The 16,818-nt window shown below is 40.2% G+C and carries 8 protein-coding genes; all 8 read right to left on the reverse strand.

Features of this window, described 5'->3' with window-relative positions; all coding sequences use genetic code 11:
* Window positions 1-6: 6 nt before the first annotated feature.
* Window positions 7-2,406, reverse strand: a complete 2,400-nt coding sequence (locus tag BLU98_RS02070) for an ABC transporter permease (protein ID WP_092721561.1) — start codon at window positions 2,404-2,406, stop codon at window positions 7-9.
* A gap of 26 nt (window positions 2,407-2,432) precedes the next feature.
* Window positions 2,433-4,895, reverse strand: coding sequence for an ABC transporter permease (locus BLU98_RS02075; RefSeq protein WP_092721562.1), 2,463 nt, complete (start codon window positions 4,893-4,895; stop codon window positions 2,433-2,435).
* 22 nt (window positions 4,896-4,917) lie between these two features.
* Complete coding sequence (locus BLU98_RS02080; protein WP_092721563.1) at window positions 4,918-7,350, reverse strand: ABC transporter permease; 2,433 nt, start codon at window positions 7,348-7,350, stop codon at window positions 4,918-4,920.
* Window positions 7,351-7,372: 22 nt separating this feature from the next.
* Entirely contained in the window at window positions 7,373-9,772 is a 2,400-nt protein-coding gene (locus BLU98_RS02085; protein WP_092721564.1) for an ABC transporter permease, read from the reverse strand.
* A gap of 42 nt (window positions 9,773-9,814) precedes the next feature.
* Entirely contained in the window at window positions 9,815-12,205 is a 2,391-nt protein-coding gene (locus tag BLU98_RS02090) for an ABC transporter permease (protein ID WP_257574647.1), read from the reverse strand.
* 59 nt (window positions 12,206-12,264) lie between these two features.
* Window positions 12,265-14,664, reverse strand: coding sequence for an ABC transporter permease (locus tag BLU98_RS02095; RefSeq protein ID WP_092721566.1), 2,400 nt, complete (start codon window positions 14,662-14,664; stop codon window positions 12,265-12,267).
* A gap of 68 nt (window positions 14,665-14,732) precedes the next feature.
* On the reverse strand, window positions 14,733-15,410 hold the full coding sequence (locus BLU98_RS02100) for an ABC transporter ATP-binding protein (RefSeq protein ID WP_092721567.1): 678 nt from the start codon (window positions 15,408-15,410) through the stop codon (window positions 14,733-14,735).
* A gap of 12 nt (window positions 15,411-15,422) precedes the next feature.
* Window positions 15,423-16,679, reverse strand: coding sequence for an efflux RND transporter periplasmic adaptor subunit (locus BLU98_RS02105; RefSeq protein WP_092721568.1), 1,257 nt, complete (start codon window positions 16,677-16,679; stop codon window positions 15,423-15,425).
* Window positions 16,680-16,818 lie beyond the last annotated feature (139 nt).

Genomic DNA, 16,818 nt, shown 5'->3' on the forward strand with positions numbered 1-16,818 from the left:
ATAATTTTATTCAGTTCGCAAGCTCTTTACCGGGTTAGCCACCGCTGCTTTGATTGCCTGGAAGCTCACTGTTGCCATTGCAATAAAGACCACCAGGAAGCAGGCCGCAGCAAATATTTGCCAGCCGATCGTGATCCTGTAAGGATAATTCTGAAGCCATTTGTTGGCTACCATCCATGCAGCAGGAACAGCAACGATCAATGCAATGCATACCAGTTTCAGGAAATCTTTAGAAAGAATGGTCACTACACCGTTTACAGATGCTCCCAGGATCTTACGGATGCCGATTTCTTTTGTCCGTTTCTCTGCCGCCAGCACAGACAGACCGAACAAGCCAATGCAGGAAACGAAAATGGTCAATATGGCACCGAAAAGCATGATCTGTTTCCATTTTGCTTCGGACTCGTACTCCTTGAGATTTTTTTCGTTTTTGAACGTGTAATCATACGGACTAAGCGGAAAAAAGTCTTTGAATTTCTTTTGGATATAGGCGAGGCAATCAGCTGCGGTATTAGGCTTTATCTTGATATTAAATTGACCGTACTGATTATCATTTTTCATAGTGAACATCTGAGGCTCAATTTTTTGATTCAATGCCAGGTAATGATAGTCTTTTACCACACCAACTACATGGTAGATTTCGTTGTTATTGTAATAGAAATTCACTATTTCGCCAATAGGATGCTTCCATCCCGCCTTCTTTACAAACGCTTCATTCACAAGAATAGACCGCGTTGAATCGAAAGGAAAGCTTTTCGAAAAATTTCTTCCCATTACCAGCGGTATTTTTAATGCAGGAAGGTATGACTCATCAATTGTTTCATATTCGAAACTCATAAAAGAATCGTTGCCAAGCTTAGCATCAGTAATCCAACGTCCGCCATTTTTAGCAGCTACGGCTGCAATATTGGGGTTCTGTAATAATGTGGCCTTGAACAATGCCGCCTTCCTATGGTTCATTCCGTCTTTGTGCAATTCAATGATATTACTATCGTCGTATCCCAAATCAGCTTTTGTAAGAAAATCAAACTGCCGGTAAATAACAAGGGTAGCACAGATCAAAAATGCGGAAAACGTAAATTGCAATACCACCAATGACTTTTGCAGGTAATTTTTACCGGCAAGCCGAAAACGGCCATAGAGTGTTTCTACCGGCTTGTAGCCAGATAATACCATGGCAGGGTAAAACCCAGCCAGCAAGCCTGTTATAATAAGTAAGGCAATATAAGCCGTTACCAGTTTTGTATCAAAGAGATACGAAAGAGAAAGCGCTTTATTAGAAAGTCGGTTAAATACAGGCAACGATATTTCAACTAACAAGATCGCTGAAATGAAAGCAATTACACATAAGAAAAACGATTCTCCCAGAAATTGAACAATCAATTGTTTTTTCCTGCTACCGATTACCTTTCTAACCCCTATCTCTTTTGCCCGTTTCAATGACCTGGCTACTGTAAGGTTTACGAAATTGATACAGGCAATTAGCAATACAAATAATGCAATACCAGAAAGTATATACGAATACATCGGGTTGCTTTCGTCAGATAACCCATTTGTTGCAGGAAGTTCAGGGTTCATGTGAATGTCTGTAAACTGCTGCAAAAAATAGGTTCCCATTTGAGGATCGGGACCATTATCGTATTTTTTATTGAGCTCATCAAAAATCTGCCTGGCGTCCTTCTCGTAAAAATTTTGCATTTGCTTTTCTACTATACTAATATTCGCTTTGGGATTTAGCACCACAAATGTGTTCAGGAAAAAATAATACCAGTTCTCATTATTGTTGGCATCCTGAACCGATTCTTTAAACGGAAGCAATACATCGAATTTTATGGAAGAATTTTGTGGGCATGTTCTTGCAACGGCTGTTACTTTATACGGAACAAACGCACTGTCTTCTTTTACCATCACCGTATTACCTACCACATCGGTACTACCAAATTGCTTTTTTGCAGCATCTTCAGAGAACACAATGGAACGTGGCTCAACGAGACAGGTTTTAGCATCACCATGCAACAGTGGGAAAGTAAACATGGAGAAAAAACCAGAATCTACATTCAGTAAATTCTGCGAACGAACGTCTGCTCCTTTTTTGATATCTCTTGCACCACCTGATATACGAACAAAGGATTGAATCCCAGGAACATTCTGTGTGAACCTGGGGCCTTGTAAATAGCCGGTATGGATGCTTTTTTGTACAACTCCATTCCGCTTCGCTTTTGAAACAATCCGGTAAATATGGGATACATCTTTATGGAACCGGTCGTAACTTACTTCGTCCTTCACAAAGAGCATAATGAGCATGGCACAAGCCAGCCCGAGACTCAGCCCTATAATATTGATGAAGGAATAAATTTTATTCCTCAGCAAGTTCCGCCAGGCGGTTTTAAAATAGTTCCTTATCATAACCGTTATTTATTAAAGCTTTTTATTTATTCTGTTCTCAAACTCTTCACAGGATTGGCAAGCGCCGCCTTTATTGCCTGGAAACTTACCGTTACAAGTGCGATAATGATGGCAACGAGTCCGCCTGCAGCAAATAACCACCAACTGATGCTGATGCGATAAGCATAATACTGCAACCATTGGTGCATATAAAACCATGCAATGGGCGTAGCTATCGCAAAGGCAATTGCAATGAGTATGATAAATTCCTTTGAAAACAAATAAACGATACTGCCTGCAGTAGCGCCAAGCACTTTACGAATACCCACTTCTTTTATCCGCTGCACTGCCATGAATGAGGCCAGCCCGTACAGCCCGAGGCAGCTAAGGAATATAGCGATTGCTGCGAAAGCTTTATACAATTGCGACAACTGGTTTTCTTGTTTATAAAAACTGCCAATCTTATCATCAAGAAACTTGTATTCATAACTATAATCGGGAAATGTTTGCTCCCATATTTTTTTAACCGATTGCATGGTAGAGGCCATGTTCGTTGTTCCCAATTTTATTGCAGCCTGGCGGTACATGGTAATATTGGTAGTAATAAGCAGTGGCGCCAGGCCATTGCGGAAAGGCCTGTCATTAAAATCTTTCAATACACCAACAACGGGGCATTTTATTTGGTCATTCAACATGCTTATTTCTTTGTTCAATATATCTCCTGGCTTTTTGAATCCCAGGCTTTTTACCAGCGATTCATTCACCAGGAACTCTCTAGTCATATTGGAGGGTTGCAGATTTCTTCCGGCTACCAGTTGTAATTTATAAGCCGTCACATACCCGTCGTCTGCGAATTTGGCAATGGCCTGAAAATCTGTCTCTTTTATTGCGTGGTCAAATTTGAATGAGGTCCACATATCGTTAGCATCTTCAACCGGGGTGTTGGAACTAAAGCTTACCGACTGCACGCCGTTTACCGACAATAACTGCTGCCGCAAATAATCCGTCAGCTTGCTGCCGGTACTGTCCGGGCGGAAAGGAACATTTACAATGGCGTCTTTATCGAAGCCTAACGGACGGTTCATAAAATAATCCATCTGTTTTACAATGATGAGTGTTCCGATGATAAGCGCCTGTGCTATAACAAATTGAAATACCACCAATCCTCTTCTTAATGAAATTCCCTTTGCAGTATTTACTGTAAGCTTACTCTTTAAAGCATTGACAGGATTGAAACGTGATAAAACAATAGAAGGATAAAAACCGGCGAGTGCGGTTACAAGCATTGTTACTGTCAGCAGAAATAAAATAATTGATGGGTTGTTTAGTACGTTGAACGAAAGTGAAAGCTCCAACAATTGATTTATAGAGGGCAATACAAAAATGGTAATCACTGCTGCAAGTATTACGGCACTTGTAACTATCAAAAACGTTTCAATAATGAACTGGATCTGCAATTGAAATTTATTGCTACCCAGCACTTTTCTTACACCTACTTCCTTTGCGCGATTAACCGCTTGCGCAGTGGAGAGATTGATAAAGTTTACGCATGCAATCAACAGGATAAATGTTGCTATGAGCCATAATACATTGATGAGCTCATGACTGATCGTTTTGTTGCTGTAATTGCCCACTTCTGCGTCATAATGTACTGCGCTTAATGACTGAACAATTTGGCTATTCTTATTGTCAGCAGGCGCCATCTTTCGTGCGAACGCGCTGAGTTGTTGATTAAAATTATCAACGGAAATATTCGGTGGCAACAAAACATAGCACCCAAAATCAGGGCTAGTCTGGTTCCAGTTGGGGTTTTGCAAGCCGTATATCTTGTCTCCTGTAAAATCTGTTCCAAAAGCAACTACCAATTTTAGCTGTAAGTCTGTATTGGCTGGGATGGTTGCGAGAATGCCTGAAACTTTCAGCGCTGCTGGCGGAAATTGGAACAATCCTGCACCTATTCTATAGGTTCCTGTCAGTTTAATGGTTTTGCCTATTGCTGCTTTCCAGTCGCCAAAATAGTTTTCCGCGATTTCTTTTGTAAGCAATACATTGTTCGGATCTTTCAATGAAGCATACGAACCTGCCAGCAGCGGGAAGTCGAACATGTTGAAGAATGAAGGGCTTGTATAAAATACACCGCTCTGCTCTTTAAAATTCTTTACAGGAGTTCCATTGGCATCAAGCACCTGTAACTCATCATTGTGGCTCGCATAAATCGGGGCTACTTGTTCCAGTTGTGGAAAAGCCGTTTTCAGTCCTTCCGGCATTGGGAAAGGAATGCTTTTCTCATAAGAAATAGTGGCAGCATCTGCATGATGATGTTCGGTTAACACCCGATAGATGCGATCTTTCTTTGAATGAAAATTATCGAAACTTGTTTGAAATTGTATAATGATAAAGATCATCATGCATACAGCAATGCCAACTGCTAAGCCAGCAATGTTGATAATGGCGTAGCTTTTGTTTCTCACCAAACTCCTGAATGCTGTTTTGAAATAGTTCTTTATCATGATATTTTTTTATCAAATTCTTCTATTCTGTTCTCAAACTCTTTACCGGGTTAGCCACCGCAGCTTTTATTGACTGAAAGCTAACAGTGATTAAAGCTATCAGCAGCGCAGAAATTCCTGCTGAAAGAAATATCCACCAGCTTATCGAAATTCTGTAAGCAAAGCTTTGCAGCCATTTATTCATAGCCCACCATGCAACAGGTAAGGCAATTATATAAGCAATTAAAACAAGCTTTGCAAAATCTTTGGAAAGCATTGTAGCAATACCGGCTATGCTTGCGCCCAGCACTTTTCGTATGCCTATTTCTTTTATTCGTTGCTCTGCTGAGAATGTTGACAAACCAAATAAGCCAAGGCATGCGATTAAAATAGTGATGATGGTAAAGTACGACACGATAGCCGATGTGCGCTGTTCCTTTCCATAATTTCGTTGAAAATCCTGGTCTAAAAATGAATAGCCAAAAGGCACGCCGGGGTTAAGTTTTACCCAGGCACCCTGTACTTCTTTTATAATACCTGCATAGTTATCAGTATTGAGTGAGGCAATAAGAAAAGCATACCTGCTACCGAATATTGTGGTAGTGAAACCACAAGGCTGGATAAGGTTGTGCAGGCTTTCAAAATGGAAATCTCTTACTACGCCTATAATGCTTAACGAACCATGATAATCGTTTACATCATAGCGCATTTTTTTCCCAACAGCATTCTCTATAGTATAGCCAAGTTGTTTTACTGCCGTTTCATTTACAATTATCCCTGCAGAATCATTAAACTCTTTGGAAAATGCCCGGCCGCTTAATAATTGAAAACCAAGCGTTTCTATAAAATTATTGTTCACCGCGCTAAGATGCACATCCACATTATCCTGCCTTGTTTTGCCTTCACTGTAAAAAAGCATATCATTCAAATTCGTAATGCCGGGATAAGCTGAAGCACTCGTTATAGATTTTATTTCGGGATATTTTAATAATTCATTCTTTAAAGCAGTGTAATTTTTTTCACTGTTAAGATACCCATCATGCAGCGGCAATATTAATTTCTGCTCTTTATTAAAACCCAATTGTCTGTTTTTTAAATCATCCATTTGTTGCCAAATAACAATGGCAGCAAATACCAAACAGATAGAAATAGTGAATTGAAATACTACTAAACCTTTTCGAAACAATGTTGCTGAAAAATGCCTGGTTATCTTTCCTTTCAGTACAGATGCCGGCTTGAATGCAGACAAATAAAAAGCAGGATATAAGCCGGCAAACAATCCTGTTACCAATGTTAACGCTACTATCCAAAACAATAACGAAGGTTCTTCGAAAAGATGAATATTTTTTTGTGTGAGATTATTAAAGAGTGGCAACAATAGTTGAACAAGTACCAATCCAATAAGCAGGGAAATGATGCACATGATAAATGATTCACCAAGGAATTGGGCTATTAATAAGCCTCTGTTGGCACCTATTACTTTTCTTACGCCTACTTCTTTGGCACGTTTTTCACTACGGGCTGTGCTTAGGTTTATAAAATTACTACAAGCAATGATGAGCAGGAATGCAGCAATAGAGCCAAGTATGTATAGATAGGTGATGTTACCGTTGGCTGCAATTTCGTTTCCGGAAGAAGAGTGCAAGTAAATATCTTTTAGCGGCTGCAGAAAAAGGCCTACTGAAATGCCTGCCGATTTTGTTTCTGTACCCGTTTGTTTATCAAAGAAAAATTGCAGTTTCTTTTCAAATAGCTGCCGGTTACTTCCTTGTTTCAATTTTATGTAAGTAAAAAATAAACTATTTCCTATAAAATGAGTTTGGCGTTGCACCCAATTCCACATATCATTATTTCGCATGGACAAGAAATAGTTAGCCGGAATATGCAATTTGTATCGGCTATCATCAAAAACTGCTTTTACCGTATAATTAAATTTTCCGAAAGGTGTATTAATTAAGAGCGGTTTGCCCACGGGGTCGTCATTGCCGAAATATTTTTGAGACATCGTTTTTGAAATCACTAAACTATTGGGATCGCTCAAAGCAGTTTCGCCATTACCATAAACAAACCGGTAGGTAAAGATTTGGAAGAAGGTTGAATCTACATAATACCCATTCGTTTCAAAAAACTGTTTCTGTTCCTTGTCATTTTGATATTGGACAAGCATTTTTGCAATGTCCGAGAATGTCATTAGTCTTGCCGCCTGTTCTACTTCGGGAAAATTACTTTTCACTGCAAATGCAATCGGAGCAGCCACAGAAGCCCATGTTGTTTTGTCTTTTTTATTTTCAGAAGCGATGCGAAAAACCCTGTCGCCGTCTTTCTGATGCTTGTCATAGCTGCTTTCATCTAAAATATAAAGCATAATAACCAAGCAGGAAGCCAAGCCAACAGCCAACCCAAAAATGTTGATACTAGAAAATACTTTGTTTTTCCAAAGACTTCTTATCGCTATTTTTAAATAATTTTTGAGCATGTTGTTTTATTTTGAATGTTTCTCACTCCGTTCTTAAACTCTTTACCGGGTTAGCCACCGCTGCTTTTATTGCCTGAAAGCTTACTGTTGTCAGTGCAATCAAAATCACCAGGAAACCAGCCGCAGCAAATATTTGCCAGCCGATCGTGATCCTGTATGGATAATTCTGAAGCCATTTGTTGGCGACCATCCATGCAGCCGGAACAGCAACGAGCAATGCAATGCATACCAGTTTCAGGAAATCTTTGGAAAGAGTAGCTACCACACTATTTACAGATGCCCCCAAGATCTTTCGGATGCCAATTTCTTTTGTCCTTTTTTCAGCCGCCAATACCGATAGTCCGAACAATCCAATGCACGAAATGAAAATGGTCAATATGGCACCGAACAACATAATCTGCTTCCATCTTGCCTCGGTTTCATAGCTTCTAAGGTTCTCCTCGTTTTTAAAGACATAGGAATATGGGCTGAGCGGGAAAATTTCGGCAAACTTTTTTTGAATGAATTTGAGGCATTCTGCGGCGGTGTTTGGCTTTATTTTGATATTAATCAGGCCATACAAATTGCTATTTTTCATTGTAAATAACTGCGGGTCTATTTGCTGGCCTAAACCCTGGTAGTGATAATCTTTTACAACACCTATGACGCGATAAATCTCATTATTATTGTAAAAGAAATTAACCGTTTCACCAATAGGAGTTTTCCAACCTGCTTTCTTTACAAAAGCCTCGTTTACAAGAACAGATTGTATTGAATCTGCAGGAAAATCTTTTGAAAAATTCCTTCCTGCCACCAGCGGAATTTTTAAAGCAGGAATATAAGACTCATCAATGGTTTCATAAGTAAAGTTGATGGAAGAATCATTCCTGAGTTTAGCCGTTGTACCATTATAGCCTCCATTTTTGGCAGCCACTTCAACAATGTTGGGGTTTTGAAGCAACGCTGTCTTAAATAGCGCGGCTTCACTGTGTTTCATCATGTTTTTGTGTATCACAACAATATTGTTGTCATCATACCCCAAATCAGTTTTGGTAAGAAAATTAAACTGCTTGTAAATCACAATGGTGGCGAAAATGAGAAATGACGCGAGCGCAAATTGTAATACGACCAATGATTTTTGCAGATAGTTCTTCCCCGAAAACTGAACCCTGCTATATAATGTCTCTGTCGGTTTATACCCCGATAATACCAGTGCGGGATAAAAACCTGCCAGCAATCCCGTAGCAATAAGCAGCACAAGATAACCTACCACTAATCTTGTATCAAACAGGTAAGAAAAAGAAAGCGCTTTATGTGAAAGATCATTAAACACAGGCAGGGTTAATTTTACCAGTATGATTGCCGCAGTAAAAGCGGCTATCGTTAATAAAAACGACTCACCAAGAAATTGCGCAATCAGTTGTTTTTTCCCGCCACCAACGACTTTGCGTACACCAATTTCTTTGGCTCGTTTTAATGACCTGGCTACTGTCAGGTTCACAAAATTGATACAGGCAATCAACAATACAAACAGTGCAATGCCTGAAAGTATATAAGCAAATATCGGGTTGCTTCCATCTGTCAATCCGTTCACCGGAGGAAGCTGGGGGTTCAGGTGGATATCAGTGAATGGTTGCAAAAAATAAGTACCCATCTGCACATCAGGGCCACCGCCATATTTCTTAATCAATGCATCGAAAGTCGGCTTTCCATCCTTTGCATAAAACCTTTGCATTTGGTTTTCCACTGTTTGCACATTTGCGTTCGGGTTCAAAACAACAAATGTGTTCAGGAATTTATTAAACCAGTTATCGTCATTTTTCGCATCCTTGGTAGTCTCTCTGAATGGGAGCAATACATCAAACTTGATAGTAGAATTTTGAGGACAGGTTTTTGCTACAGCAGTTACCTTGTACGGAACAAACGCGCTGTCTTCTTTCATCATTACTATTTTACCGACCGCATTATGGGTACCGAATTGCTTTTCAGCCATATTTTCTGAAAGCACAATAGAATGAGGCTCCAGCAAGCAGGTTTTAAGATTACCGTTCAGCAACGGCAAAGTAAAGACGGAGAAAAAATTCGAATCTACATATAACAAAGATTGAGAATGAACCTCCATTCCTGTTTTTATATCCAAGGCACTGCTCTGTAAGCGGACAAAAGACTGGATACCCGGTACATTTTGTGTAAACCTTGGCCCTTGCAAAAAACCGGTAATGCTGTTTTTTTGTTCAGTTCCATTGTGCTTGGATTTTGATACGACCCTATAAATATGCGACACATTTTTATGGAACCTATCGAAGCTCACATCATCTTTTACATACAGCATAATAAGCATAGCAGAAGCCAGCCCAAGGCTCAACCCGGCAATATTGATAAGGGAATAAATTTTATTCCTTTGAAGGTTTCTCCACGCTGTTTTAAAATAATTTTTCAACATAACGATTTATTTATCGGTGTCCAATTTCTGATACGTAAACCCCTACTCCATTCTCAAACTATTTACCGGATTGGCTGTTGCTGCTTTGATCGCCTGGAAGCTTACTGTTATTAATGCAATCAGCAATGCAATAACTCCCGAAGCAACAAACATCCACCAGCTTGTATTGATTCTGTACGCAAAGTTTTGCAGCCATTTATTCATCGCCCAATATGAAATCGGAAATGCAATAAGAATCGCAATGCAGACCAGTTTTATAAAATCTTTTGAAAGCATTCCCGTTATTTGTGATACATCAGCGCCTAGCACTTTGCGTATGCCAATCTCCTTGGTACGCTGTTCTGCTGTATAAGTGATCAGTCCAAACAGTCCCAGGCAGGATACGAATATGGTGAGTGCGGAGAAAATATTGAGAATAGCACTTGTTTTTTGTTCTGCCACATAGGTCTTGTTATACAGATTATCCATAAAAGCGTAGGTAAAAGGTTCATCTGTTTGGAAATTTGCCCATTCCTTCTTCATTGCGGAAAGTAGCCCCGGTATATCTGTGGTTTTTATTTTAAATATCAACCCCCAGTCCTGACCAAGCACCATTAACAGGGGAGTAATTGGTTCATGAAGCGACTTGAAATTGAAATCTTTCACCACCCCAACTATATGAAAAGGAATATCCATCCCCTTTCCTTCCTTATCGATTTTCCTGACAATCGTTTTTCCAATAGCATCATTCACTCCCCATCCAAATGCTTTTGCAGCAGTTTCGTTGACGATCATAGCAGTGGAATCTGTTGCTAAATCTCTTGAAAAGTTCCTGCCCGCTGCCAACTGCATACCCAAAGTGGGAATATATTGCTCATCCACCTGGTATTCCAGTGTTCTCATCATTTCATTGTCACGTCCCGATGGATATGCTAAAGCATTATTATTACCGCTGGGGCCGGCCGGCTTATACGCTGAAATGGTTGCGTTCACTATACGAGGGTCTTTCAGCATCTTTTCTTTATAGATCCGCTCATTTTTACCCAGGGCCCAGGAATTTGAGATCGTGAGTAATTGTTCCTTGTTGTAACCCAAATTTTTATGTTGTATATATTTCATTTGTTGCCATACTACAATCGTACCGACGATTAAAGCAACAGAAATAAAAAACTGGAAAACAACCAGGCTGCTGCGTAAGCCAAAACTATTATTACCGCCAGTAAATTTCCCTTTTAAAACAGAGGCAGGTTTGAAAGACGACAGAAAGAAGGCTGGATACATTCCTGCAACAATGCTTACAAAAACACCCAACCCGATAAATGCTGCAATGATTCTTATTTCAAATTCAAAACTTAAGTCTTTGCCAGATATATCATTGAAGACCGGCAACAGGAATTGAATTAAGCCATATGATATCAACAAGGCAAAAAAGGTCAACAATGCAGATTCAAGCAAGAACTGTTTCACAAGCTGAAGTCGTCCTGAACCAATTACTTTGCGCACGCCTACCTCTTTTGCACGTTTGGAGGCGCTTGCGGTGGAAAGATTAATAAAATTGATGCATGCAATAAGCAGCATAAAAATGGCAATTGCCGAGAAGATGTATACATACATAACATTCCCAGGAGATGTCAATTCATAATTCGAATGAGAATACAGGTGAATGGATGTTAGTGGTTGCAATACAAAGCCGAGTCCGTTGCCTTTTTTTCTAAACTGCTCAAGGCTCACACCCATTTGCTGTTGTATTTGAGGGCCCATGTATTTCTCCACCATGCCCGGCAGTTTGGCTTCCAGTTTTTTATAATCGGATCCTGGTTTTAATAATATATAAGTAAAAAAATTAGACCCCATCCACGAATCCGACTTTGCTTCGTTCAATCCAGTCATGGAGCCAAACAAATCAAATTGGAAGTGAGAATTGACCGGTACTTTGTCGATGAGCCCTGTTACTTTAAAAGGTTCATTGTTATTACTGGTAAACACCAGGGTTTTACCTATCGGATTTTCATTGCCGAAATATTTTTTTGCCGCTGCTTTTGTAATGACAAGTGTGTTGGGTTCTTTCAAAGCAGTCTTTACGTCTCCTTCAATCAGCGGTAAAGTGAATATGCTGAAAAAATTAGGGTCAACAAAAACAAGTTCATCATCCCTGAAATTCCTCCCTTTATAACTGATTTTCGGCGCGCCTGCCACGCGAAGCCTCGTAGCATCTTCAACTTCAGGGTAATCCTTTGTCATTGCCGAAGCTACTTGTGGCATTACGTTTGCCTCATAAATCTTTCCTCCATTGATATCCGCTTTGAAAACAATCCGTACTATACGGTCGGCATTTTTATTGAACCGGTCAAAATTCAGTTCATCCTGCACATAAAGCATGATGATAAAACAGACTGAAATTCCAATGGAAAGTCCTGCAATATTGATGAAAGAAAAAGCTTTTCTTTTTATCAAATTGCGCCACGCGGTTATGAAATAGTTTTTCAGCATAATCTTTTTATTTCAATTATTGATTATTCCGTTCTCAAACTCTTCACCGGGTTAGCCAGAGCAGCTTTTATTGCCTGGGAACTAACTGTAATAAATGCAATCAACAGCGCAGTACCCGCCGCCGCAATAAATATCCACCAGCTCATATTTATCCTATACGCAAAGCTTTGCAGCCATTTATTCATTGCCCACCATGCAATAGGCGATGCAATAAGTATAGAAACGATCACCAATTTCAGAAGGTCTTTTGTGAGCAATTGTGCAATGCCAGATACGCTTGCACCAATAACCTTCCTTATACCAATTTCTTTTGTTCTTTGCTCTGCCGTAAATGCCACTAATCCAAATAAACCAAGGCAAGCAACAAAAATCGCTAACATTGAAAATACGGTTACGGTATTGGCTGCATGCTGGTCTGACGCATACAGATTCTGAATATGCTCATCAAGAAACCGGTAATCGAAAGCCGAATTAGGCAAATCGTTCCTGAATATTCCTTGTATTTGTTGCACAAGTGCCGGAAGGTTTTGTGTATTATACCTTATCAGCAATTCCCTTAAATTTTCTGGTGCTTTGTTCATTGCATAATAAACATACCCGCCTATTTCTTCTTTCAGAGAATGATAATTGAAATCCCTCACAACGCCGGTAACAATAGACCTATCAGCCATTTCGGTAATGATATGTTTACCTATGGCCTCCTGCGGTGTTTTAAAGCCCAAATAATTTGCAACAACTTCATTAATCAATGCATAACAAGTAGTATCGCCTTCAGCTATGGTTTTAGGTAATGTTGTGCCAGCCAATAATTGCAGCTGCATTGTTTGCACAATGGAGCCGTCTGAATGGCATGTTTTAACAGGGTAGCCTTCCTTGTCTGTCGATGACTTACTTACACTTCTTCCACTTTCAACATCCCCCGGGATCGATTGCACTTCCGAAACGCTTTCAATATTTGCGAGGTTTTTTAAATCATTTTTCGCAGATAAAATCTGCTGTCTATTTTGTGCCGATTTTATTGAAACTGCAACAATACCATTGGGATTATATCCCAAATTTTTATTCCTGATATAATGTATTTGTTCCAGGATTACTATTACACCAATAATCAAAATAACAGAAGATGCAAACTGAAATACCACCAATGATTTACGAATAAAATCTGCAACAGAATACTTTTGTTTCAATTTATTCATTAATACAAGCGGGGAAATGTATGACATGGAAAACGCAGGATAGCTGCCAGCAACAATTGTTACTACAAACCATATCAGCAACAGGCCAAGTAGTATAGGTATTGAATATAATGCTGATGGTTTTAATTCTATGCCGGTAATGTCATGAAACAATGGTTGCACAAGAAAAGAAAGAAAATAACCGACAATAATGGCAATAAAAGAAAGGACGGCGGTTTCAATATAAAACAGTATAAGCATTTGCCTGATATTGGCGCCTAAAACTTTATTTACACCTACCCCTTTGGCTCGCTTTTGAGAACGTGCCGTTGCCAGATTCATATAGTTAATGCAAGCAATAACCAATACAAGCAACGATAAAAACAACAATGCTTTTACAGTGTTGCTGCTGCCAATCCTTTCAGAATAACCTGCTCTTAAGCCTGAAGAATACAAGTGGATATCCGTTAATGGCTGCATTAAAAATCCGGAATAAAATTGGTGCTCTTTTGGTACATTTTTATTAATAAGTGCTACAGCCAGTTGTTGCACCCGGTCAATATTTGCGCCAGGCTGTAAAAGGCAATATGTTTCGAAACTCGCATTGCTCCAGGAAATATTTTTGCCTGCCCAGGAATCCATGATGTTATACACCATGTCGCAATCAATCGTGCTATTTTCTGGCAAATCTTTGTAAACGCCGGAAACATGTAATGTATCACTATTGTTTACATAAATGATTTTCCCAAATGCAGCTTCTTTTCCATACAGCCTTTCTTTTGCAGATTGGGACAGGACGATGGATTTCCGCTGTGCAAAAGCCGTATTTGCATTGCCTTCAATAAAACTGAAATCAAACATGCTGAAGACAGATGCGTCGGCCATGTACAGTTTTTTTTCAACAAAGTTTTTATCCCCTGTTTTCAGGGATACAGAAGCGCCGAAATCGTGTTTAATCAGTCTTGTCATATCCTTTACCTGTGGGATGCTTTGCAACATGGCAGGACCAACTGCATTGGGCAACTCTGCCCATTTCTCATATTGATACTGTGCCGTTGTTTGCATGTTCACACGGTAGATATTCTTAGCGTTTTTGTACCCGCGATCAAAACTTAATTCATAAGAGACACATGCAAACAATGTAATGCATACACACAAAGCAATAGCTAACCCTGCTATGTTAAGCGTTGTAAAAAGTTTATTCTTCTTAATATTCCTCCATGCAGTCTTGAAATAATTCTTTATCATGACAACTCTTTTTATGAATGATAAGTCATTCTTCAACCATTCACTATCTCACTTTCAAATGCTTTGATTCAAACCAGTATGTTTTCCGTAACCGTTTGCCCATCGAGCATGCGGATAATGCGATGACTGTAACGGGCATCGTGTTCGGAGTGTGTAACCATGACGATCGTGGTCCCCAATTCATTCAGCTCAGTCAATAACTGCATCACTTCATTACCATTGGAAGAATCGAGATTACCGGTAGGTTCATCCGCCAGGATCAGCTTGGGGTTGTTGACCACAGCTCTGGCTACCGCCACCCTTTGTTGTTGTCCGCCGGAAAGCTGTTGGGGATAGTGGTTGCGGCGATGCATGATCTGCATTTTATCCAGCACCGCTTCTACCCTTGTCTTCCTGTCGGCCGCTTTAACGCCGGTATAGATCAGGGGCAGTTCTACATTCTCAAAAACAGTCAGTTCATCGATGAGGTTGAAACTCTGGAACACGAACCCGATATTGTGTTTACGGAGATCGGCCCTTTTGCGTTCATTGAAGCCGGCCACTTCAATACCATTGAAGACAAAACTGCCCGCATCGGGATCATCGAGCAATCCCAGTATATTCAACAACGTGGATTTACCACAGCCGGATGGTCCCATCACAGCCACAAATTCCCCCTCCTTCACGTCGATACATAGTTTGTTGAGCGCTACCGTTTCCACTTCTTCTGTGCGGTAGATTTTCTCGAGGTTTTTGATCTTGATCATATTGCAGATTGCTTAATTTTTTTTTAATATTAGTTCCTGCATGTTTCCATAGTTCTCATAACTGGATGTTACCACTTTATCGCCCGGTTTCAGGCCCGATAACACTTCATAATACTCTGTATTCTGGCGGCCCAGCTGTATATCTGTTTTATAGGCTCTTCTGCCATCTGCACTCAGCTTGAATATCCAGTTGCCACCGGTTTGCTGGTAAAAACCACCTTTCGGCAATAACAGCGCCTGTGTTTCATCACTTAGCGCCAGCAAAATCTGTAAAGTCTGCCCGCGACGGATCCCTTTGGGCACTTCTCCTTCAAATTCCATATCTACCTGGAAACTGCTTTTGGTTATCTGAGAGAATATTTTTTTTATGGTGAGTGTATAATCTTTACCGGCAAAATTGAATGTACCCTTCAGTCCGGTATAAATGCGCGATACATAGTGCTCATCTACATCCACCCTTACTTTAAAACCGCTCAGTACATCTATTTGTCCCAGGCGTTCTCCTTTATTCTTATTCTGCCCTATTTCCGCATCGAGCGATGTCAGTTGCCCGTCTACCGGGGCACGAACGATGAGGTCGCCCACTTTTTTCTGAAATAATCCCAGTGCATTCTGCGAACCCTGGTAAGATTGTTTCGCCTGTGCCAGTTGTTGTACATTGGTTGTAGAATCCTGTTGCATGATCTCCCTGGTAAGGCTATATTTCTGTAAATTATAATTGTAATCGTTCTCTGCTTTTTTGAATTCCTGGAAACCAATCACTTTTTGTTCGTACAAACGCTTGTCTAAGAGGTACACCCGTTCTGCTTCTTTCAACAGGTTTTCTGCATCGGTCAACTGGTTGCGTTTGGTAACCGTATTCTGCAACGCTGCGTTCCGTGCGATCTGCATCTGTGTAAGGGTATTATACACGTTGGATTGTTGTGAAAGAAGGTTCAGCTCCAGGTCGGTATTGCTGAGCCGGAGAATGGGTTGCCCCTTTTTCATGACGGTACCATCTTCCACATATTTCTCTTCCACGCGACCGCCTTCCACTGCATCGAGGTAAATCGTGGTCAACGGCAGCACGACACCGTTGACGGGAATGGCATCCTTGTAAGGGCCTTTTTTGACTTCCGAGATGATGATCCGCTCCGTATCTACATTCAGCCTGCTTTTTCCTGAGGTGAAATAATAGCTGGCACCTATCAGGGCAGCAATACCAACGCTTACTCCAATCGTAAGTAATCTTTTAACCGACCATTTCTTTTTTGCAATAACTCTGTCCATTATGTCTGATGTTAATTTGGCGATGCAGTGATGAATATCCAGCCCTGCTTGCCGAGGGCTGGATATTACAAACCCAACTATAACTGCCACATTATTACTCTATAAGAACATGCCAGAGTGCTTATACTATGATTTTCAA

This window comes from Hydrobacter penzbergensis (assembly GCF_900106985.1).
In the GTDB taxonomy this organism is placed as follows: Bacteria; Bacteroidota; Bacteroidia; order Chitinophagales; family Chitinophagaceae; genus Sediminibacterium; species Sediminibacterium magnilacihabitans.